Source organism: Pseudomonas sp. PLMAX (assembly GCF_046042685.1).
In the GTDB taxonomy this organism is placed as follows: Bacteria; Pseudomonadota; Gammaproteobacteria; order Pseudomonadales; family Pseudomonadaceae; genus Aquipseudomonas; species Aquipseudomonas putida_AE.
The window spans coordinates 401,745-420,748 of record NZ_CP064950.1 but is presented as its reverse complement, the minus strand read 5'-3'; the positions used below and the strand labels follow the sequence as shown (position 1 = coordinate 420,748).

The following is a 19,004-nucleotide window of genomic DNA, read 5'->3' as shown; positions in this document are numbered from 1 at the left end:
GTGAGCGAAGAACGAAGAGGCCCCATCCAGTCGGTCGATGTCGGAATCCTTCGATTCAATCGCGAGCTTGGCCGTGCTGAAATTCTGGTGCACCAGCGTCAAAACCCTGATGAGCCTTATTTCGGTCAGTGGGCATTGCCTGGACTGATCATCAACGGGGACACCGAGGATCAAAGCCTTGAAGCTGCGATTGAGCGGCTCCTGGGATCCCGTAAGGTTGGCTTCAGTGTCAGCCATTGCGAGCAGGTCGTAACTGTCGGCAACGCTGTCCGTGATCCAAGGGGCTGGGCCACGACTACGGTTTACATGGCCATGGTTGATGACTCGGTCGAAGCCGAAGGAGAAGGCGACAAGAAATGGGTTGACCTGGTTTCTGTAAGCGAGAAGGGGTTCCTACTGGCGTTCGATCATAACGACCTGGTTTCTAAAATCAGATCGCGTCTCGCCGGTAAATTCCGTTACACCAGCATCGGTTTTTCGATGTTGCCGATGAAGTTCACCATGACTGACGTGGTCACGCTGTTCTCTGTCGTCAGGGGCGCCAACCCGGCCAAGGGCAAGACCAGCATTGTTCAGCGCGTTAAGAAAATGATCGAGGCGGAGCTCATCGCGCTGACTGACGAAACCGTCCAGCTAGCCATGGGCCGGCCACAAAACCTATACCTCAAGCTCAAGCCGGAAGTGATTTTCGAGTTTGATCGTGCACTGTCAGATGACTAAGGCGTAAAACATGAACGCACCAACTCAAGCTTTTGAAACCCTGCTGGAAACCCCGTTCTTTGACGTGATCAAGCGCGGTAAGTACTTCATCGTGAAGGAAGAGCACGAGGTCAATGCCGCTGTGATCCTTGCCAGGAACACTCAGGGCCAGTACCTGCTGGTTGATCACTATCGTGGTGCCATCGACCAGGATTCCCTGGAACTGCCACGTGGTGGCCGTAAGCCGAACGAAACCCTGCTCGAGACCGCCAAGCGCGAGCTGCTGGAAGAGACAGGCTATGCGTCAGAATCTTGGGCGCTCCTGGGCAAAGTGCACACCAACACCTCGTTGATCGGTAGCTCCGTTGAGGTTTATCTGGCTGTAGATGCGGTGCAGGTTACGACCACTACGGACGGGGAGACAAAAGGCACCGAGGCTTTCACCGGAGACGAGCTGAAAGCCTTGATTCGTGGCGGCAAGATCACTGACTCGCATACCCTGTCTGCCTGGGCAATGCTGTAGTCGCACCTTCAGCCGAAGGCTGCCTGGCCCTAGCTCTTACGGACTAGGGCTGTCGTCGAGCTCTGGACGTCTTGGTTGCAATGGGAGTCCCGTCGCCTTGTGGATCACGACGGTGCTGTCAGTCCCTCGGTTGTACTGAGAGATCTGGAACTGTCCTTTGGCGATGGCATCAACAACCTCGTTGTACTCTGCCGGCGAAGCCTGGCGAATGCCAATGTCACCCTCAAGGACGGCGAGCTCAGGCTTACCCCTTACTTCCCACACGAACCTGTCGCCGGGCATGATCTGACCGACCACATGACCTGGTTGAGCGCCTTTAACAGTGATGCGCTCAAGCCAGGCAGTCAGGACTGCTTCAGGTTTGTCGGCGAGTACGGCTGGCTTTCTCATAATTGCTCCAAAGCAAGGATCTATCCTCTCAGCGTATGGGTGGAGCATCGCCTGGATCAATCGGATATCCCTAGAAGCTGGGCCCGTTATCTTGCTCAGGATGCTTCGGCGCCAATGGCCGACCAGTGCATTCATGGATGACGACCGTGGCTCCATAGGACGGGTTGAACTCGGAGATGTGGAACCTACCTGCGGTAATCGCGTTTTCCACCTCGGTATATTCATCTGATGAGGCGGATCGAATATTTTTACCGTTTTGCATGACGGCAAATATCGGCACTTTCTCGTAGACCTCGAAAATAAACTCCCTTTCGATCAGCCCACCACCGGTGTCGAGACGACCGACAATGTGATCAGGCAAAGCCTTGCCCGACACGATTTTCTCAGCCCATGCGTCCATAACTTGTCTTGCGGTGTTGCCGAGTACGACTGGCTTGCTCATGTTGTCCCCTAAGCGCTGTATCTCATACAAGACAGGATAGGGAATGAGCGCCCGAGGGAGCAATCCGAGCCAAGGTTCTTAGACTTGAGTTTCCTTGTCCCGCGAGCCCGTTCTATAGTCCAGAAGGTGACACCATTACCTGATAGGTGTACTTGAAGATGGCTCAGGAACCCTTGTTGACGGTTGGTAAAGCAAAGAGCGGCGAGCTGGTTCACATCCACACCCAATTCAGCGGCAGGGGCGACTTGGTCTGCCCATTCTGCTCACGGCCATTGGTGGCGGTACGAGGCCAGGTAAGGATTCACCATTTTCGCCATGACGGCTTAACCTGTAGGGAATCCAGACGCTCCCTGACACTCATACCCGGCTGGGATCACTTTAGCTTATCGCTCCCGGCGAGTATCGTCGCGGATCTTTTGCAGCAGACCGACAAGCCGTATTACCCGTCGCTTAGACATCGGCGTCCGGACAGTCATGCCAGGCGCATGGAAGACTACGGGCTCATTGAGCCCGCCTACAGGGGCGGTTATCAACTCACCGATACGGGCCAAGTGGTGCCGGGTTTGCTTTCGCTAAGCAAATTCGACCCATGGCTCCGCACGCGCCTTCAGCATCGCCTCAGGGAAAAGCGCGACCTTGTGGCTGGAGGTCATCTTCATCCGGCTCATTTTGACGTGGAGGCCGCAAGGCAAGAGCAGATCCTCTCAGCCACGCTTTACCTCATTGAGCTATCCACCGCTGATGGTGTCGTGTTTCATAAGGTCGGCAGAACGCGCAGGAGTGTTGCGCAGCGATTGTTAGAGGTCATTCGGGATATGTCGCTAACGTACCAGGCGCCAGTGCAGGGGAGGATCCTGCAGGCCATTGATAGCGCCGGTTATGTCGAGAAGTACACGCATTGGAAATACCGCGCTTCGCTGCTCGATGTAGGGCGGTATCAGGAGTATTTCCAGTTAAGTCCCAACGATCTGCGTGCTTTAAAGGCAGAGCTTACCCGCTTTAAAAACGGTCGCTCTGCCTTCAGTGAGGCCGAGGCTCAGATTGCATCGGGACAATGGAGCATTGAGCTCCGTCCGTAGTGGTACCTATACGCCCAGATCGATTCTGAACAGGTCACCTTTGAAGTGCTCGAACTGCGGTGCCATGACGATCAGAGTCTTAAGCACTGCGCTTCGCTCGGTAAAGCCATTGCTTAGAAATTCAAGTTGAGCACTGTGCTTCATCTCTTCAGGGTAAGCGTGGGATACACCATCGATGACAGCAGCGAGCAGCTCGACCGCACGTTTGCTCTTCTCTTCCTTGTTGCCGATCCCCACTCCAGGAGACAAAAACCAAGGGATTTCATGTCTGACCGCAGCAAAAAGCTCATTCCGTTCTTTTTGCTGGCCAGCGCCGAGCTGGAATTTAGACAAATCGGCTGCACCGTCAGGCTCGTACAGAAAGTCCCGTATTGCCTGGATTCGCGGGTTGTTGGTCATCGCATGGTTTTTTGGCAACTTGATTTCGGACATCTTATGCACCTGGTCGGAGGCAGAATCCTCTGTAGGATACTGATCTACCCATGATAGCGAGTGCGGGCCGACAGACTCAATCGCGAACGCCGGCAATCCTCAAAAGCTCAGCCTTTGCAAACAACTGGACAGCGTGGAGCCTGGCTTTCGCCCTGAGTGCGTGTAGGGGAGGGATGGTGTCGGGGATGATGCCTTGGCCTATAAGATCGTCGATCAAGGCCTGCTGGGTGCATCCGAGGGCGTCCTCGAGCATTTCGCGGCAGTGGCCGGTCGCAAAAATCAGCATCGCTTGATCAGGTACTAGCATCGAAAACCTCTGTGGCTTCAGACATCCTTAGCCACAGAGGATAGCAGGATCTTAGACGGCGGAAGCTGCTTGATCGTCTTTCGGCCACTCTTTGAACGGGGTCTTGAGCAGAGCCGAGTTGTAGTAGCGCTTATCGCCGGTCACTTCTGCCAACAGCCAATCAGGGCGCTCGAATACTTCGTCTTCGGTTACCAGTTCGATCTCGGCGATGATCAGGCCTTCATTGGCGCCCTGGAACTCGTCAATCTCGAAGGTGTGCTTGCCGACCTTCACGATGTGGCGATTTTTCACGACGTGGCCTGGCAGGCAAATTTCCGCCAGCTTCAATGCCGCAGCGTAGGGAATGCGGATCTCAAACTCGAACCTGGACGTGCCCGATTCGTTGCCGGCGCCTTTGATCGTCAGGTAGGCCTTTTTGTCCATGGTACGGACTCTGACCGTTCTGGCAGGATCGTCACACAGATAACCCTGGCGGATGACGTGGGTTTTCTTGATGTGCTTACGGAAGCCCTCGCTGACCAGAAACTTGCGCTCGATCTCAACATCCGCTTTCTGGTCACAGGTAGACCGAGCAGCTATGTAAAAATAGGGGCCAACGAACAGCATGATGAGCACGAGGACGCAGCTAGAAGGATCAATGCCACGACCAATGAAATAGTCGACCGTCATCATCAGGCCCAGCAAACCGCCAAGAGTGAAGGCGATAACGCCAAGGGCTTTGTTTTGGTTCTGCATCATCGAATCGGTGCTCCAAGGTTGACATGGCAATTCATGCCATATGTTGCGACCATGATCCCTCTTTGTCAGAATGGAATCAAAATAATTGGAGCTATCCATGAAGCGTTTCCCACAGCTGTCCATGCTTTTCCTCGCTACTGCTATGGCAGCAGGTAGCGCTATCGCTGCTGAAGCCCCGGCGCCGGCGCCCAAAGTCGTCTCGGAAAATAGCCAGGCTGCGAAGGTCAATCTTGTTCACCTCTCCACCAAGGCTGACCAGGTGCTCAGTAACGACACGATGATGGTGCGTCTGTTCGCTGAGCATGACTCCAAGACGTCGCAAGAGGCGTTTGATCAAACCACCCAAGCCATGGATCGTCTGTTTGAGCTTCAGCGCACTGAAGCTGGTAAGGCGAAGCTGAAGGGCATCAAAATTTCAAGTGGCGGTCGTAGCACAACACCGATCTATGCCAAGGAAGCACCTGGTGTGATCGTGAGCTGGCGTGATCGCGCTGAGATTGATCTTGAATCTCAAGACTTCAAAGCACTCTCGTCCCTGGTTAGCGAACTCGCAGCTGACCTACAGATGGAAAGCATCTCGTTTAAGGTCTCAGACCAGGCTCGCAAAGCCGTCGAGGAGAAGCTGACTGCCCAGGCAATTCTTCAGTTCTCCCAAAAGGCTGAAGTGACGACCAAGCTCCTGAGAGGTAGCGATTACGGCCTGGTCAATGTTTCGGTAGGCGATGTTTCGCCGGCCTACGACGGCCAATACGGAGTGCGCCCAATGATGGCATACAGCAGCAAGTCCCGTAGTGCACCAGAACCTCAAGTTGCTGCTGGCGACTCTAAACTTTCAGTGTCAGTATCGGGCACCATCCAAATTCTGCATCGATAAGGTTTGCGAAGCCTATGTTGACGAGGGTTGTGAAAATCGGAACGGCCAGGTACGACGAGTACATTGGTCGGCCTAAAGGGCAGAACCAGATGCACTTTGGTAACCCTTTTGGGTTGCCTGGCTCGAAGGTGGCCACCGTAATCGTTGCTACCCGCCGTGAGGCGATGGAGGCGTGCTGGGCCTGGCTGGAAGGAACTGATTACCCAAGCATCCCGAACATCAAGGAAATTGAACCGGAGCGTCGACTCTGGATCCTGGACAACCTTGAATCGCTGCGCGGCAAGATCCTCGGCTGCTTCTGTAAGCCGCATGCGTGCCACGGAGACATCTATCGCGCCTTCCTGGGAGAGATCACCAAGGAAGAAGCTTTGTATCCAAAACAACCAGAGGAGATCCAACACGATTTCTTCGCGGAGCCAAAGCCCTACGACGCGATACCCAAGCTGCCGATGGAGGAGGGGCCAAGGATCGCCGAGACGTTTAATGACCGGCGTGCCTTAGAGGGGCAGCTCGATCTCTTCGGGTAGTCCTTCTGAAAATAAAAAAGCGGCCCTAGGCCGCTTTTTGTTTGTCGCTGGTTTTCTCCCGCACCTTGATCTCTGGGGGATCTAAGTAGGGGTCAACCCAGTCAGGGGACTTTCTGGATTGAGTCGAGCGCCTGGAACTGCTTTGGCGTGGAGCCTCAGCTGCTCTGGGCTTTCGTTTGAGCATTCGACGCGCTTTGGCATGCCAAGGCTCGGATGGTGTCTCAGGCTCGCTCCTGGGCGGTCTACCGGCCTTCCAGGCGGTGTAGCGAGTGTACTGACGGTCAAACATGGTTTCATCAGCCTTAGGGGCGAACAAGATCACCAGGATGATGAAGTCGAGCATGGCAAACACCTCCATGGGCATGTGCCCCTGAAGGATTGCGCCTGTCACCACAGTGATGACTAACGCGAGTAACGCCTTGGCCAGCATTTGAACCTCCTGTCGCTGAATGGATGGATGCGGGCGTAGGTACACTGTATATCCGTACAGACCATGCTGCAAGTCCAAATGGCTTGGCCGGTTTTGCAGATATGGATCGTTTCGACGCGGGAAACCACATAGACTGGGCGAATAATAAAAAGTGCCGACATGATCGGAGAAGTTTATGTCCCAGACCCCAGACCTTTCACCACGCGAAGTGCTTGAAAGTGATTTTCGTATAATCGATGCCCACCTTCTCGATGTGATGAGGGCTCTCTTTTACGGCGAGCAGTCAAAGACCGAGGAAGGGATGAAGGAGGGCCTTGCCAAGGCGAAGGCCCAACTCAATAAGGCAATGGATCGTATGAAGCTGGTGCAAAAAACGGTCAGAACCCAGCAGATCAATTGACTGCCGGCTGGTACTTAAACCCCGAGCGCTTGGGTAAACGCTTTCCCTCGGAACTCAAACGATTTCGAGAGTGGGCATTCACTGAGCATCGCGTCTTCGGGAGCGAGCTTAAGCACTGATTGATACGCCTCACTGAAATTGGCAGCAAAAATCTTTTCAATTGTGCTGTCGGAGGTGAGAGCCATTGCTGATTTCTTGTCAGCTTGAAGCATGGTTTTTGCGTGATCCAGTGCTGCAGGATTAGCTAGCTTCGGATGTCTTTCGCAGAGTTGCATTGCCGATTCGAAGGTAACGCCTGTGAGGTGAGTCCTGAGTAGATCCTGGATGGGTTCGAACTTGTTCAGGTTCAGCATGCCTTTCTGCTTGTATCCCTTCGCCAAGGCCAGGACGTGCTTTTCATCCTCGAGGAAATACTTCAATCCAGCGTCAGATGCCGCGTTGAAGAGCTCTACCATCAGTTCAGGCTTCTCCTTAACCCTGGATGAGCCATCGATGGCACGCAGGATCATCAGAGGCGTGAAGACCGGCTTCTCGGCCTGGAGAATCTTGTCGGGTGACCGGACGATGTTGGATTGCTCATGGATCGCTTTGAGGATCTCACCCAGGTTAGTGTTCTCGGCCAGGTGCTTCACAGCACTGACGTCGCCGCTGGTTAGCGCCCGGATAAACCGATTGAACACCAGGACTGGATCAATATCGGTATTGCCCCTTCTGATCTCCACGTCCATGGTGACAGACAAGAAATCAGTGTGGTCAAACTGACGGTCGATTGCCTGAGCCATACTCGGTTGAGTTTCCCTTACGACCGAGCCATCTGCGCTGCAATGCTGCCCGACGTTGCCATCCAGGTTTTTAAGCCGGCGCATGATTTTGCTGATGCTTTCTTCCTGTGACAGATTCGTGTCGTAGGACAGGCAAAGCGAAGGGCCACCAGCTTCGAGGTACTTGTCGATACCGAACCTGTAGCGCTCAGGGTTCTTGCGATGCAGCCCGAAATTGAATTCCATCTGCCTCAGCATTTTTGAGGCGTATTGAGGATCAGGGAGGTACCGCTTTGCCCCCATCTGACCCAAAACTGTGAGTGTTTCTTCGAGATCAGCATTGGTAACAGCGGCACCCTCACCAGTGCTCTTATTGGCATAGCCGAGAATGGCTGCACCATAGGCTTCGAGAGGGTTCGGGAATTCGTTGCCGCGATCCAGGATCTCGCGTGCGTGCGGGTTGTACAGATCCTGGTTGTCCAGGAACCTGTCATAGCGCTCGAAGATCGCGAGAGGAATACCGTGATCCCTGTAGACCGCAAGCGCCTGGGGGTTCACCTCTTGGGCCTGCCTGATGATATCGAGCTCGATAGTTCGCCTTAGGGCCTCGGGAGTCCAGTAGCTCTTGTACTCACCAGAACCCTTGCTCGGTGCGGGTAGGTAGCCGCAGGACTCGGGCATCGATTCTGCGAGCTGGCACAGTTTCATGGCTCTTTCCACGCCACGCTTAACCGACCAATCGCGACTTCTCTGTGTTTCGGGTGATACGTTGCTCATGCCAAACCCTTTTTTCTTTCCATTATTCCTGGGCAGCAAGGGCTGTGGCAATGCCGGCCTGTGCGGTCAATCCTTTGGATTCTTGATGCGAGAGATAGGGGGTGTATCAGAGCTTGATGCCAGCACTCCCTGGTTAACCTTCTCGCTGATCTTGGTTCTTGCGGTCTGGTAAGCCTTTTGCCCGGCCAGCCCGAGGCAGTAAGCAGTGCCGATGGAGACTGAGGTTGCAATGATGACGCCACCCCCCACGGCAGACACGGCAGCGATACCGACCGCAGCACCTACGGTTGCGCCGCCCATCTCAGCGCCTTTCTCGGCAAGGCAATCTGCGGCCTGGAGGATGGTTTTTTCTTTGCGAACAACCGCCAGCGACTCTCTTCCGACCGCAATCACAGACTCAACAATCAGAGCAGCTGGGATCTTGCGCATAAGCGTCGACGAGCTGAGCGACAATGCGTGGCCAAGACCCTTGGAAGCGCCAGCGGTAAGTGCTTTTTCTGCAGCGGTCTTGAAGACATCCATTGAGTGGCCTGCGAAGACGATTGGGTGGTGGTGTCATTGTGACGCATTTTTTTGTTTGGTGGAAATAGCAGTGTTTTTAAGCATAGGCGGCTTCGCCGAAGGAACGAGCTCTCTGTACAGGTTTGCGTCTGGCAATACATGGCATATATTCGATGCAAGCTGGCGTTTAGAGGTGTGCTGTGAAGATTCTGGTGCTGTCGGATTTGCATAATGAGTTCAAGGTTTTCATTCCTCCGGTGACGGATGTGGATGTGGTTGTTCTCGCCGGCGATATTGACGTTAAGGCCCGTGGCGTAGCCTGGGCTGCCGAGCATTTCCAGTGCCCTGTGCTCTACGTACCTGGTAACCATGAGTACTACGGCGGGCAGCTGGTGCACTCGCTTAGAAAACTGAGAGAGGCCGCTGCCAAGACACCGAACGTGCAGATCCTTGACCGGGACGAGGTCATCATCGATGACGTGCGCTTCCTCGGCGCCACGGGCTGGACGGACTACACGGCCACTGGCAATGCCCCCATGGCCGCGATTTACGCTCGGGAGCTTAAAGACTTCAAACTGATCAGGACGTCGAAGTACGGTCGGATCAACCCCAATGACTTTGCCAAGGAGTGCCTGGCGTCCAAAGCCTGGTTCAGGGAGAAGTTAAGCGAGCCTTTCAGTGGGCACACCGTGGGGATTGTGCACCATGCACCGACGACGGAGGCGCTCAAGGGCCATCCTGAGGCCGGCACGCACCTGGACGCGTCGTTCGCTAACCGCTGGGAAGATTTGATGGGGGAGTGGATCGATCTCTTTGTGCATGGCCACAACCACCAGAGATCCGAATTCGACTTGTACGGTACACGCGTTGTGTCGAACCAGCGGGGCTATCCAGGGGAGATGATAAATTTCGATCCTGCGTTCATCGTGGACACAGACACGTTCAGAAAGAAGGCGTGATCAGCGGGGAATGGCCATGCTGGTGGTAACCCATGTACGGCCACCACCCTTTTTGATCAAAGTTGACTGCGCGAGCGGAAGTCATCCGCCCAAGCTTGGACACTATTATCGAATTGCTCGGTGATTTTCACCAAGCGCGGGCAGCTATTGTCATATTTTCTCTTACCCAGGCAGTCGAGCCCTTTCTGAGCGATGGTGATCTGTCGGCTTAGCTCAAATTTTGGTGGTTTTTTCTTGAGGAGCAGACCAGCAACTGTGGCCAGAGTGCATTCGATCATGTAGGCCATGCCGTCCTCATGATTTCGAAGGGTGTGAGCGGTAAGTACGGTCATATAAGTGTGTCCTTGTGGATTAGATAAGGGGCCTGCTTTGCAGGCCCTGTGAGCTCTTAGGCGCTGCGCACGTGACTCAGCCCTAGCTCGGCTGGCAAATCACCCTTCAGCGCTCTGATATCGACGCCAGAAGGCGACTGGTGAACGCTGAGCCCAAACTCTGGGAGGATCGCAATCACATGATCGAAGATATCTGAAGTGATTCGCTCGTAATCCGTCCACACGGTGGTGTTGCACCAGCAGTAGAGCTGTAGAGGGAGGCCGGTGGGAGTTGGATCGAGCTGGCGCACCATAAGCGTCATCGACTGATTGATGCCGTGGTGACTCTTCAGATAGTGCTCTAGGTAAGCCCGGAACGTACCGATGTTGGTAATCCTGCGAGTGTTCACCTCATCCATGCCGGCTTCAACCAAGTGCTTGTTCCACTCTGTAATCTCTTTTTCTTTCACGCTCAGGTAGTCCCTGAGGAGTGTGAAACGAGAGAGGGCAATCTTATCTTGGCCGCTCAAAAATCCAATGGTGTTCTGATCAATGAAAATGCTTCTCATGATCCGCCGAGAACCGCTCTCACGCATTCCCCTGTAATTTTTGAACGACGACCCGTCTACGAAGTGGCGTATCGGAATTGTCGTGATCGTGGCGTCAAAGTTCTTAATTGAGATGAAACTTAACGCGATATCGATGACATCTCCGTTGGCGTTGTACTGAGGAACTTCGATCCAGTCGCCCAGGCGGATCACCTCTGTCGTGGAGATCATCAGGTTGGCAACAAAGCTGGTTATGGTGGATTGGAAGATGAACATGGCCACGGCTGCGATGGCGCCAAGACCGGAAAACAAGATCAGCGGGGACTTGTCGATCATGGCCGCAATGCAAAGGATTCCGGTCAGGCAATAGATCACAATCTTGGCGATCTGAATGTAGCCCTTGATCGTACGCTGTGTTGCTCTGGTGCGTGTTTGGTAGGCAGTGTTGATCATATCGAGCACACCACACACCGCGAACCCGATAGTCATGACGATGAATGCGCTACTGACGTTCTCCACGACAGTACTGAAAGTCTTCGGCAGGCCAGGGATGTTCGGCACCCCATACATGATGATCATGGCGGGGATCACATGGAGGATGTTCGTTATGACCTGTGTGGGAAGCTGCTTGAACGTTTGAACCAGGGGAGTTTTGCTGAAGAGCCCGTAAATGCCGTTGATGCAAATTACTTTCAGGATCCAGGTGCTGAAGCCGGCGACAAGCAACAGAGCAACCCCCAAGCTGGCTGTGTAGGCTTCAGGATAGCCTTTGAGCCAGGCAATGCCCTGGTACAGATGGTCAAGCATGAAAGTGTTTCCCTTGCGCGTAGAACTGCCGATCTTGGCAGGATGCGTCAATTTATCACAAATGATGCTTGACACTCGGGTCAAGTGTACCGAAATGAAAAAGCCCGACCTCTTTAGAAGGCCGGGCTTTCGATCAGTAGTAGTGCCAGCTGTTGAACTTGACCAGCGGTGCCAGCACAACGTCGAAATCGTTGCTCTGCACAGCCCGGCGAATTGCACGTTGATGCTTCAGCTTTTGCGCGTGGACATCGGTACGTCGAACTTCTCGCGGTACCCCGCTGAACTGACCTTGTCGGCCATCACGGTGATAATCGCGGATCTTCACCTCGAGGTAATTCGCGTAGCTCTGCCCGTCGAATTGTTCCCAGAGACTGATGTAGCTTTTGTCGTAGCAGCTGACGAATCCATCGTTCTCGTGGTGGATCACGCCGAGCTTGGTGTAGCGCGAGTAGTTACGGGAAGGTTTCCCGCGACGGATCGTTTTGGACATGGTGTTTCCTCGATTGTGGCATCACAATCGGGAGTACCTGTCATGGATCGACTTGATCATGGCGTCTCCAAAATCTGAACTGTCATTATTACTGAATTGTTGACGTTTTCGCAACGCTTTCGAGCGTAGGCGCCGGCAGGGGAGTCCAGTGGGTGTGTGTACCAGGCCAGTTCTGGTCGCTGGGGGTTCCTACGTAGGGTGCTTCGCTGACCGGTAGCATCCACCACAGCACCGGGCCATCCCCGTCAGTCCAGGTATCGGCAGCTCGGGCCTGAGTCAAACGCTGTAGTTCAACGGAGCGAACTTGCGCCTGGCTCACCAAAGATCCGTATTCCTCCATCGTGTAATGGGCGCCGCCCTGGTGCAGGGAGCCTTTAACCAGGTTTCTGGCCATGACTCTCAGCAGCCGGTGCAGATCACTCAACGTTACTTTCATCCCAAGGTCTCCAATTTTTCAGGCTTTAAACGTACTACAGCCCCGAAGGGCTGTAGGTGAACTGCGTCGTATCAGGCAATCAGACCGAGAATTACTGCGTGCATGTCTGCATCGGCTTTGATGACAGCCTTGGCCGCTTCCCTGCCTTTACCCAGGCTCTCGCCGTCGAAGTAGACCCAAGGGCCTCTCTGGGTGAGGACGCCTTTGTCAAATGCGGTGTCGAACCACGAATCATTCGAAGCACCAGCTGCTGGCGCCGCAGACGCGGCAGATGCCGAAGCTGCAACCGGAGTCGTCGACACCGGAGTGCTGGTCGATTGCTGGGTTTGAGTCGCAACCGGCTCAGAGCGTACTGCAGCCGCTGGCTCGTTCGGGCTACCAGTCAGGCGGTCAAATTGCGATCCTGCTTGATCGGTCGACGGCTTGGATGACTCGACAGGGCGCTGAGTTGTCTTCTGACCACCGTAGCTGCTGATGTCCGGCACAGCTGCTTTGCTCGGTGCGACAGGTTCAATCGCAGCGTTCACGTTGAGCAGCTTGGTGCGCAGCTTGGTCTCGATCTCAGCTTTGATCTGAGGGTTTTCTTCAAGGTACTTCGCGGAGTTGGCTTTACCCTGGCCGATCTTGTCGCCGTTGTAGCTGTACCAGGCGCCAGATTTTTCGATGATGCCGTTGGCCACACCCAGGTCAACGATTTCGCCGTTCAGGTAGATACCCTTGCCGTACAGGATCTGGAATTCAGCCTGACGGAATGGGGAAGCCATCTTGTTCTTCACGACCTTGACGCGGGTTTCGCTACCAACGGTTTCATCGCCTTCTTTCACTGCGCCGGTGCGGCGGATATCCAGACGAACCGAGGCGTAGAACTTCAGCGCGTTACCACCGGTGGTGGTTTCCGGGCTGCCGAACATCACGCCGATCTTCATACGGATCTGGTTGATGAAAATTACCAGGCAGTTGGCGTTCTTGATGTTACCGGTGATTTTACGCAGCGCCTGGGACATCAAGCGGGCCTGCAGGCCTACGTGCATATCACCCATTTCGCCTTCGATTTCAGCCTTCGGCACCAGAGCGGCAACGGAGTCGACGATGATCACGTCAACGGCGTTGGAGCGCACCAGCATGTCGGTGACTTCCAGTGCCTGCTCGCCGGTATCTGGCTGGGAAACCAGCAGGTCGTCGACGTTCACACCCAGCTTGCCGGCGTATTCAGGATCCAGGGCGTGCTCGGCGTCGATGAAAGCGCAGGTGGCGCCCATCTTCTGAGCTTGAGCGATCACCGACAGGGTGAGGGTTGTTTTGCCCGACGATTCTGGGCCGTAGATCTCAACGATACGACCTTTTGGCAAACCGCCGATGCCGAGCGCAACGTCGAGGCCTAGGGAGCCAGTCGAGATCGAATCAATGCGTTCACGTGGGGCATCGCCCAGGCGCTGAATGGCACCTTTGCCGAACTGCGTGTTGATCGAAGTCAGGGCCGACTGCAGGGCTTTAAGCTTGTTTGGATCCATAGACATAGTGCGCTCCGGTAAATCTGATGACCTGTTTGTGGCTTCAATTATTGCCATAAATTGACAGGTCGTCAACAAATTTGATGTTAATTTGATGCATTAATTGCTGATCGTTTGACGACCAATCAACGTCAGCCTTGGTTTTGCATTGCGCCAGCCCACGGCTCGATACAGGAGGCGTCGACGGTGAGGTACGGGGTTTGATTGATCATGCTTTCCATCGCGAATTGGCGTGCCGACCAGGGATCCTTACGATCCTCCTGATCAAGCTTGGCAAAGGTCGCGCCGGCATCAGTAACGTGAAAAATCGGGTCGATCCCAAAGCCGGGTACGTCGTATGGAACAACGGTACCGTGCGTTTGACCCAGGTAGGCGTAGACAACACCTTCATGGAGGATTCCCAGGCGCACCTCCCAGACAACAGGGGTATTCGCTGGAACACCGCCACTCAGCAGCTCGTCCAACCGCCAGCGGATATCGGTCATAGGCTGTCCATCGATGACGATGATGGCGTCTTCAACCATGCGACCAGGGCCTGCTGCCAGCGCTTTGTGGATGATGATCTCGTCAGGCGTGCCGTCAACCTCATCCAGATCCTTACCGGGCTCCATACGCAACTGAGAGCCCGAAAATCGTTGGTACTCATGGATCTTCTGAGGATTCGAAGTGGTGAGAATTACATCACTGAGCAGTGGGGCTGCCATCGGTGAACCTACAGTAACTTGGAAGGGGGCAATGAGTATACGTTATCTAGCCTCATTGTCAATTTATGGTCAAAGTTTCCGGGCAGAGCATTGGAGAGGAATCGTTGCTTTGGCCCCAAACGGGGCGGCTAAAAAAACGGCGCACCAGGCGCCGTTTTTCGAGGAACCAGCTTACTTGCGGCTGGCTTTTTCGAGCATGCGGGAAGCGCGCTCGTTGGCCTCGTCGGCAACTTGCTTGGCTGCGTAAGCGGCGGCGATGGCCTCGTCAGCTTTGCGAGCTGCGGAGTCAGCGGTCACCTGGGCTTTGGCGGTGGCGTCCTCGTTGGCGACCAGGCGAGCTTCGGTCTCCTTGGAGATGGTGGAGGTGCAACCAACAGCCATGGAGGCAGCCAGGGCCAAAGCGGAGAATTGCAGAAGGCGCTTCATCGGTATTCCTTATTATTAGGTGTAGGCAGATAAGCCTAGAAATTATTCTTACAGGAATCCAAATCTAAGTAAATCGGGCGAGGGTGATTTATTTTTGCAGGGCTGCAACAAACTGGTTACAGCCCGTTACACTCCAAGAGAATACCTGAAAATTGCGGCTCTGATCTTGTAGTTGTGCTGGTATATCTCGGCCAATGTTCTGCCGTCAAAAATTTCAGCCAAAGCAACGATTCGCCGTATTGTAGGGCCTATTTGCTGCGCTACAACGCGAGGCTCCAGTTGTGAAAGATACGCTTTAGCCATCAGCTGAGACAGTTCGCATTTCTTTCCCACGAGCTTAGTTACAGCATCCTGGATGTCCTTGGGGTACTTTCTGTTGTGTCGCATCTTGACGCTAAGCAGAAGCCCGGAAATACGGTAGCTATGATTCACATACTTCCAACAGTGAATGTTGTTCGCCAGCGCCTTATGGCAGACTTCTTGGGATTGCTGACACATTTCTATGAACTGAATTGCCATGCCGTCAGAGCTCACAGCCGCCAACCGCACTAGTTCGCTCTGCTGCTCGGCTGGAACATGCTTAAGAGCCATAGGCATTGATTTCAGCACTCTTAGAATCATGCGCTCTGTTCTATAGGCAGCTGGGACGAAGGGTAGTGCGGCTCCGAACGGCTCGCACCTAATCGCTTCATCGCAAAGGCTTTTGGTGACAAGGTGAAAAGGCACGTACTGGAGGGCTTCGCCGTTGCTACGCACAGCCGCTCTGGCAATCTTTGGGGTGATTTCCAGGGGAGAGATGTACTCGATGCTGAGCCCGTTTTGTCTCACCGCAGCTAGGTAGACTTCCTCACACCGATACGCGATAGGGACGCTAGTCAGCAGCTTTCCATCCGTGCGGACTGCTTTTCTGTAGAGGGACTTAGATTGCAGGTGAAGCGGAAGAAAGAACAGCATTACAGGCTCTTTCTTCATTGCAAGGGCACATAATTCCCTAGACTTTAATTGCTCTGGAACGTAGTAGAATTCGCGTGGGTTGATTTTGATTGCTTGCCGACAAACGCCAAAAGTTCTGTCGGCAACGGGGATATCCTGCAAAGTGCACTTGAATCTCCGAAGTGCATTGATCCATGCGTTATCGGTCGTTCGTGCGCTGAGTTTGGCAACAGTACCAAGGCACTGGACAACCTCGCTAAGTTCAACTTCAAAAACACTAGCAATTGCGAGTGAGAACTGCCACATCTGTGGCTTTACAAGCTGTTCAACTGATGCGCCATCGAGCTTTTCTAGGCAGCCCCAAAATGGACTATCAGTGCGATACGGTGCAACGACTTCGAAGTCGAAGAAGCCGTACTTTAGGGAGGAAGCTACTTTGGCTATTCGATCTTTTGATGGCAGCATCATCGCAAACTCACACTTAGATAAAACGTATTTTGAAATGCTTGTGAGTAGCCGAATCTGCACTTCCACTTACTGAAAATGCATTGCTGTTGACATCCATGTTCAATTTTTGCACGCAACAACTCCTAGTCCATTAGCTTGGTATCATCATACTATCATCGATAGGATCCATTTTGCCATCATTTGGAAAAAAAATTCTATACAAATCAGCTGGTTGTGTACAGGATCTATCGAATCATTACGATTGATAGATAATGCCAATGTAAAGGTCTGTGAAAAATGCTCCATCTGTAATGATTACTGATATATTGACGCCCGTTTTTCCACAGGTACCGGGTTTTAACAGTGAGTCAACCATACGACTATTTTAAGAGCTTCTTCAGGTTAGACGACTCCGGGAAGCCAGAAAGGAAATTTCACATTCGTGTTGCAGACGGGCCGGCGCAAGAGATCGTTAGCCCCAAGCACAGCCTCGACGTCCTGGATCACCTCCGACGTATCGATGTGAGAATGTCTGAGCTGATCGACTCTTTCGGGCAGCGCCTGGCTAGAGACACTCACTCAGCTTACGATGAGCTCTTGAGGCTACACGCGCATGCAGCCGAGCTATTCGCTCAGGCGATCTACCTGGATACTGCAGATCGCAATAACTGGGAAAAGATTCGGATGGTGTATGTCCCAGGCGGCGAGCCGACGACTTTTTCGTCCCGCTATGATGATCTCAAGCGGTTCTGGAATGGCAAGCTAGAGCGTGAGCACAAAGCCGAAAGTGCTCCTGGCTTCTGAAGCACCTGGATTTGTGAGCCACAAAAAAGCCCCCGAAAGGGGGCTTTTCTTTGGGAGGCCTGTTAGAACGAGTCCCAGAATTTTCTAGGATTATCGTCGTACCGGTGGCCCATGATCATCCGCTGGATAAAGCTGATGCGACTATCGCGTTTTAGGTCTGCGACGATGATGAAGCTCTTGGAGATGTCTGCAATGGCGAACTGAGCGTAGTTGAAGTCGATTACCCCAAAATGCATCGATGTCGGGCATTTTACGACGTCATAGTCATCGTTTTTGTTTTTGATGTGATAGCTGCGAACCAGCCGTGTGCCAAATGTGTAGCCTGGCGCATCGTGTTCAGAGGTTCCTTGTGTGAAGGAGCAGACTGCGTTGTCGTAAGGCAGGTTCTTAGCGTTTTCAGCGAAGAGCTTCTCGTCGATCCCCAGTCTTTTTAGCGCTTGGAGTGACTTCTCGTTTTTACTGTCGAATTCGATGTGAAGGCTACGGGAATTCACCCCAGGCTTTCTGTCGTAAACCATGCCCGGATCGATCACGGCCAGCTTCACGTTGACGTCGATGGGGGTCTTCTTGCCCTTGGCATCATACAGGAAGAGGGTGCCTGTGTAGTCATCGGCTATCGAGGCTCGATTGTAGCCATAGAAAACCTCGCCTGCGAGAGACGTCAGAAGCAAGAACACAATGAAGCCGGAAAACATGACCGGCCTGGCCAGTGGCTTGACGATAACACCCTCGTCTTCTTTTGCTTGCCAGTCAGGGTCAAGCCTAGACTTCATGGCGTAGAAATTTGGGGGCTGCACCAGGGCAAAGTACAAAAACGCGAAGAAAAACGCGCCATAGGAAAAGAACAGTCCCATGACGGCAAATAGCAGCGCACTTGACCCAGGTATGAGGGTAGCGAGCACCGTGACTGGATAGCTAACCAGCGATACCAGAAAATCTGGGAAATGGAGGCCGTACAATCCAACACGGATAATCTCAACCGCTTTGGAGAATCCAACGCCTTCAACGGTTGAGGCTAGGTACCATGCAGGGCCGACCATGAGAACCATGAATAGCCACCATCCGCATCGGTACAATGCAATCTTTGACTCTAGCTTTTCCCGCTCTGCCGCTACTTCCATTAAACGAACTCCATCCATTGTTCCAGTGATGACCTTATGATATCACTGACATTCAGAACTTGAAAACGCTTCTGATGGTGTGAGTGCCAATATTTGCCGTGATTTGGCATCGATTTTTCTTCGAGACGGCTTTACCATCACCCACGCAAGTCGGCTTACTCGGGGCTTGCACGCTGAGCCACTATTTTGCATTTATTGACAGTGCGTAGGGAGTGAAATGGCAGTTTTCGTTGACGACGCCGCCATCATGTACCGATCCAAGCCCCGGTTCCACCTTGCGGCGGACTCTCTTGAGGAGCTTCATGCCTTTTGCAAGAAGGTTGGGATCAAACGCTGTTGGTTCCACGATGCGCGTGGCCATCCACACTATGACATTACGGCTCCCCAACGAGAGGCGGCGATTGCCGCTGGCGCTGAGGCCATAACGTTCAGAGAGCTGTCGTACCGAACTGAGTCAGGGCAGAGGAATCTCCTCAGGGCTTTGGAGCAGTACAAAGACGACGAGGCGTTTGTGCGCGAGATGAGTCAATACATCATCAAAAAGCCAAGGCCGGAGGATGAGCCCGGCTACGTCGGTGACCTCTTTTAAGTTTTCCATCTGTGCCAACCCATGAAGGCTGGCCAGGC

The 19,004-nt window shown here is 53.5% G+C and carries 25 protein-coding genes and 1 pseudogene; 9 read left to right on the top strand and 17 right to left on the bottom strand.

Features of this window, described 5'->3' with window-relative positions; genetic code table 11:
* Positions 1–720: an NUDIX hydrolase gene (locus tag DKB71_RS34815; protein ID WP_408602256.1), complete on the top strand. Its 720-nt coding sequence runs from the start codon at positions 1–3 to the stop codon at positions 718–720.
* 10 nt (positions 721–730) lie between these two features.
* The gene (locus DKB71_RS34810) at positions 731–1,222 is read left to right on the top strand and encodes an NUDIX hydrolase (RefSeq protein ID WP_408602255.1); all 492 of its coding nucleotides are present in this window, start codon (positions 731–733) and stop codon (positions 1,220–1,222) included.
* 36 nt (positions 1,223–1,258) lie between these two features.
* Here the strand turns inward: DKB71_RS34810 and DKB71_RS34805 are convergent, their stop codons facing one another.
* On the bottom strand, positions 1,259–1,612 hold the full coding sequence (locus DKB71_RS34805) for a hypothetical protein (protein ID WP_408602254.1): 354 nt from the start codon (positions 1,610–1,612) through the stop codon (positions 1,259–1,261).
* A 70-nt stretch (positions 1,613–1,682) separates the two neighbouring features.
* Positions 1,683–2,054 (bottom strand): hypothetical protein, encoded by a 372-nt coding sequence (locus DKB71_RS34800; RefSeq protein WP_408602253.1) that lies wholly within the window; start codon positions 2,052–2,054, stop codon positions 1,683–1,685.
* A gap of 158 nt (positions 2,055–2,212) precedes the next feature.
* Between DKB71_RS34800 and DKB71_RS34795 the strand changes: the two genes are divergently transcribed.
* A complete protein-coding gene (locus tag DKB71_RS34795) occupies positions 2,213–3,133 on the top strand; it encodes a hypothetical protein (RefSeq protein ID WP_408602252.1) in 921 nt (306 codons plus the stop codon).
* A gap of 6 nt (positions 3,134–3,139) precedes the next feature.
* Here the strand turns inward: DKB71_RS34795 and DKB71_RS34790 are convergent, their stop codons facing one another.
* The 3 genes from DKB71_RS34790 to DKB71_RS34780 all read right to left on the bottom strand — a co-directional run bounded on the left by DKB71_RS34790 (position 3,140) and on the right by DKB71_RS34780 (position 4,451).
* On the bottom strand, positions 3,140–3,565 hold the full coding sequence (locus DKB71_RS34790; RefSeq protein ID WP_408602251.1) for a hypothetical protein: 426 nt from the start codon (positions 3,563–3,565) through the stop codon (positions 3,140–3,142).
* Between the two features lie 76 nt (positions 3,566–3,641).
* Complete coding sequence (locus DKB71_RS34785) at positions 3,642–3,872, bottom strand: hypothetical protein (protein ID WP_408602250.1); 231 nt, start codon at positions 3,870–3,872, stop codon at positions 3,642–3,644.
* A 51-nt stretch (positions 3,873–3,923) separates the two neighbouring features.
* Positions 3,924–4,451, bottom strand: coding sequence for a CYTH domain-containing protein (locus tag DKB71_RS34780; RefSeq protein ID WP_408602320.1), 528 nt, complete (start codon positions 4,449–4,451; stop codon positions 3,924–3,926).
* A 256-nt stretch (positions 4,452–4,707) separates the two neighbouring features.
* Between DKB71_RS34780 and DKB71_RS34775 the strand changes: the two genes are divergently transcribed.
* On the top strand, positions 4,708–5,484 hold the full coding sequence (locus DKB71_RS34775) for an SIMPL domain-containing protein (RefSeq protein WP_408602249.1): 777 nt from the start codon (positions 4,708–4,710) through the stop codon (positions 5,482–5,484).
* A 29-nt stretch (positions 5,485–5,513) separates the two neighbouring features.
* Positions 5,514–6,011 (top strand): DUF4326 domain-containing protein, encoded by a 498-nt coding sequence (locus DKB71_RS34770; RefSeq protein ID WP_408602248.1) that lies wholly within the window; start codon positions 5,514–5,516, stop codon positions 6,009–6,011.
* Positions 6,012–6,036: 25 nt separating this feature from the next.
* Here DKB71_RS34770 and DKB71_RS34765 read toward each other — a convergent pair whose 3' ends face one another.
* Positions 6,037–6,441: a hypothetical protein gene (locus DKB71_RS34765; RefSeq protein WP_408602247.1), complete on the bottom strand. Its 405-nt coding sequence runs from the start codon at positions 6,439–6,441 to the stop codon at positions 6,037–6,039.
* Between the two features lie 175 nt (positions 6,442–6,616).
* Between DKB71_RS34765 and DKB71_RS34760 the strand changes: the two genes are divergently transcribed.
* Positions 6,617–6,841, top strand: coding sequence for a hypothetical protein (locus DKB71_RS34760; protein ID WP_408602246.1), 225 nt, complete (start codon positions 6,617–6,619; stop codon positions 6,839–6,841).
* Between the two features lie 14 nt (positions 6,842–6,855).
* Here DKB71_RS34760 and DKB71_RS34755 read toward each other — a convergent pair whose 3' ends face one another.
* Positions 6,856–8,379 carry a hypothetical protein gene (locus DKB71_RS34755; RefSeq protein WP_408602245.1) on the bottom strand — a complete coding sequence of 508 codons (1,524 nt, stop codon included), beginning with the start codon at positions 8,377–8,379 and terminating at the stop codon, positions 6,856–6,858.
* Positions 8,380–8,445: 66 nt separating this feature from the next.
* A complete protein-coding gene (locus tag DKB71_RS34750; RefSeq protein ID WP_408602244.1) occupies positions 8,446–8,901 on the bottom strand; it encodes a hypothetical protein in 456 nt (151 codons plus the stop codon).
* Between the two features lie 179 nt (positions 8,902–9,080).
* Here DKB71_RS34750 and DKB71_RS34745 point away from each other — a divergent pair, with 179 nt between their 5' ends.
* Positions 9,081–9,839, top strand: a complete 759-nt coding sequence (locus DKB71_RS34745; RefSeq protein ID WP_408602243.1) for a metallophosphoesterase — start codon at positions 9,081–9,083, stop codon at positions 9,837–9,839.
* A 56-nt stretch (positions 9,840–9,895) separates the two neighbouring features.
* On the opposite strand, the gene DKB71_RS34740 is transcribed toward DKB71_RS34745, so the two are convergent.
* From DKB71_RS34740 to DKB71_RS34705, 8 genes and pseudogenes are all read right to left on the bottom strand, one after another.
* A complete protein-coding gene (locus DKB71_RS34740) occupies positions 9,896–10,171 on the bottom strand; it encodes a hypothetical protein (RefSeq protein ID WP_408602242.1) in 276 nt (91 codons plus the stop codon).
* A 56-nt stretch (positions 10,172–10,227) separates the two neighbouring features.
* The gene (locus DKB71_RS34735) at positions 10,228–11,505 is read right to left on the bottom strand and encodes a mechanosensitive ion channel family protein (protein WP_408602241.1); all 1,278 of its coding nucleotides are present in this window, start codon (positions 11,503–11,505) and stop codon (positions 10,228–10,230) included.
* 133 nt (positions 11,506–11,638) lie between these two features.
* Positions 11,639–11,995: a hypothetical protein gene (locus DKB71_RS34730; protein ID WP_408602240.1), complete on the bottom strand. Its 357-nt coding sequence runs from the start codon at positions 11,993–11,995 to the stop codon at positions 11,639–11,641.
* Positions 11,996–12,083: 88 nt separating this feature from the next.
* Positions 12,084–12,431, bottom strand: coding sequence for a hypothetical protein (locus DKB71_RS34725; RefSeq protein WP_408602239.1), 348 nt, complete (start codon positions 12,429–12,431; stop codon positions 12,084–12,086).
* Positions 12,432–12,919: 488 nt separating this feature from the next.
* Positions 12,920–13,942, bottom strand: a pseudogene (gene recA / locus DKB71_RS34720) (recombinase RecA); the annotation flags it as partial.
* A 131-nt stretch (positions 13,943–14,073) separates the two neighbouring features.
* Complete coding sequence (locus DKB71_RS34715; RefSeq protein ID WP_408602238.1) at positions 14,074–14,646, bottom strand: non-canonical purine NTP pyrophosphatase; 573 nt, start codon at positions 14,644–14,646, stop codon at positions 14,074–14,076.
* Positions 14,647–14,817: 171 nt separating this feature from the next.
* The gene (locus DKB71_RS34710) at positions 14,818–15,072 is read right to left on the bottom strand and encodes an Lpp/OprI family alanine-zipper lipoprotein (protein WP_408602237.1); all 255 of its coding nucleotides are present in this window, start codon (positions 15,070–15,072) and stop codon (positions 14,818–14,820) included.
* A gap of 126 nt (positions 15,073–15,198) precedes the next feature.
* A complete protein-coding gene (locus DKB71_RS34705; protein WP_408602236.1) occupies positions 15,199–16,473 on the bottom strand; it encodes a DUF4116 domain-containing protein in 1,275 nt (424 codons plus the stop codon).
* Between the two features lie 507 nt (positions 16,474–16,980).
* Between DKB71_RS34705 and DKB71_RS34700 the strand changes: the two genes are divergently transcribed.
* The gene (locus DKB71_RS34700) at positions 16,981–17,256 is read left to right on the top strand and encodes a hypothetical protein (RefSeq protein WP_408602235.1); all 276 of its coding nucleotides are present in this window, start codon (positions 16,981–16,983) and stop codon (positions 17,254–17,256) included.
* 62 nt (positions 17,257–17,318) lie between these two features.
* On the opposite strand, the gene DKB71_RS34695 is transcribed toward DKB71_RS34700, so the two are convergent.
* Positions 17,319–18,377 (bottom strand): hypothetical protein, encoded by a 1,059-nt coding sequence (locus DKB71_RS34695; protein ID WP_408602234.1) that lies wholly within the window; start codon positions 18,375–18,377, stop codon positions 17,319–17,321.
* Between the two features lie 217 nt (positions 18,378–18,594).
* Here DKB71_RS34695 and DKB71_RS34690 point away from each other — a divergent pair, with 217 nt between their 5' ends.
* Positions 18,595–18,966, top strand: a complete 372-nt coding sequence (locus DKB71_RS34690) for a DUF4031 domain-containing protein (RefSeq protein ID WP_408602233.1) — start codon at positions 18,595–18,597, stop codon at positions 18,964–18,966.
* The last annotated feature ends 38 nt before the right edge of the window (positions 18,967–19,004 follow it).

Bases quoted from the DNA above. Each gene is read 5' to 3' on its own strand.
- DKB71_RS34715 (WP_408602238.1), bottom strand. From the start codon at position 14,646: ATGGCAGCCCCACTGCTCAGTGATGTAATTCTCACCACTTCGAATCCT.
- DKB71_RS34725 (WP_408602239.1), bottom strand. From the start codon at position 12,431: ATGAAAGTAACGTTGAGTGATCTGCACCGGCTGCTGAGAGTCATGGCC.
- DKB71_RS34695 (WP_408602234.1), bottom strand. From the start codon at position 18,377: ATGGAAGTAGCGGCAGAGCGGGAAAAGCTAGAGTCAAAGATTGCATTG.
- DKB71_RS34735 (WP_408602241.1), bottom strand. From the start codon at position 11,505: ATGCTTGACCATCTGTACCAGGGCATTGCCTGGCTCAAAGGCTATCCT.
- DKB71_RS34690 (WP_408602233.1), top strand. From the start codon at position 18,595: ATGGCAGTTTTCGTTGACGACGCCGCCATCATGTACCGATCCAAGCCC.
- DKB71_RS34750 (WP_408602244.1), bottom strand. From the start codon at position 8,901: ATGGATGTCTTCAAGACCGCTGCAGAAAAAGCACTTACCGCTGGCGCT.
- DKB71_RS34755 (WP_408602245.1), bottom strand. From the start codon at position 8,379: ATGAGCAACGTATCACCCGAAACACAGAGAAGTCGCGATTGGTCGGTT.
- DKB71_RS34805 (WP_408602254.1), bottom strand. From the start codon at position 1,612: ATGAGAAAGCCAGCCGTACTCGCCGACAAACCTGAAGCAGTCCTGACT.
- DKB71_RS34760 (WP_408602246.1), top strand. From the start codon at position 6,617: ATGTCCCAGACCCCAGACCTTTCACCACGCGAAGTGCTTGAAAGTGAT.
- DKB71_RS34810 (WP_408602255.1), top strand. From the start codon at position 731: ATGAACGCACCAACTCAAGCTTTTGAAACCCTGCTGGAAACCCCGTTC.
- DKB71_RS34705 (WP_408602236.1), bottom strand. From the start codon at position 16,473: ATGATGCTGCCATCAAAAGATCGAATAGCCAAAGTAGCTTCCTCCCTA.
- DKB71_RS34775 (WP_408602249.1), top strand. From the start codon at position 4,708: ATGAAGCGTTTCCCACAGCTGTCCATGCTTTTCCTCGCTACTGCTATG.
- DKB71_RS34765 (WP_408602247.1), bottom strand. From the start codon at position 6,441: ATGCTGGCCAAGGCGTTACTCGCGTTAGTCATCACTGTGGTGACAGGC.
- DKB71_RS34700 (WP_408602235.1), top strand. From the start codon at position 16,981: ATGTCTGAGCTGATCGACTCTTTCGGGCAGCGCCTGGCTAGAGACACT.
- DKB71_RS34730 (WP_408602240.1), bottom strand. From the start codon at position 11,995: ATGTCCAAAACGATCCGTCGCGGGAAACCTTCCCGTAACTACTCGCGC.
- DKB71_RS34790 (WP_408602251.1), bottom strand. From the start codon at position 3,565: ATGTCCGAAATCAAGTTGCCAAAAAACCATGCGATGACCAACAACCCG.
- DKB71_RS34710 (WP_408602237.1), bottom strand. From the start codon at position 15,072: ATGAAGCGCCTTCTGCAATTCTCCGCTTTGGCCCTGGCTGCCTCCATG.
- DKB71_RS34785 (WP_408602250.1), bottom strand. From the start codon at position 3,872: ATGCTAGTACCTGATCAAGCGATGCTGATTTTTGCGACCGGCCACTGC.
- DKB71_RS34740 (WP_408602242.1), bottom strand. From the start codon at position 10,171: ATGACCGTACTTACCGCTCACACCCTTCGAAATCATGAGGACGGCATG.
- DKB71_RS34795 (WP_408602252.1), top strand. From the start codon at position 2,213: ATGGCTCAGGAACCCTTGTTGACGGTTGGTAAAGCAAAGAGCGGCGAG.
- DKB71_RS34800 (WP_408602253.1), bottom strand. From the start codon at position 2,054: ATGAGCAAGCCAGTCGTACTCGGCAACACCGCAAGACAAGTTATGGAC.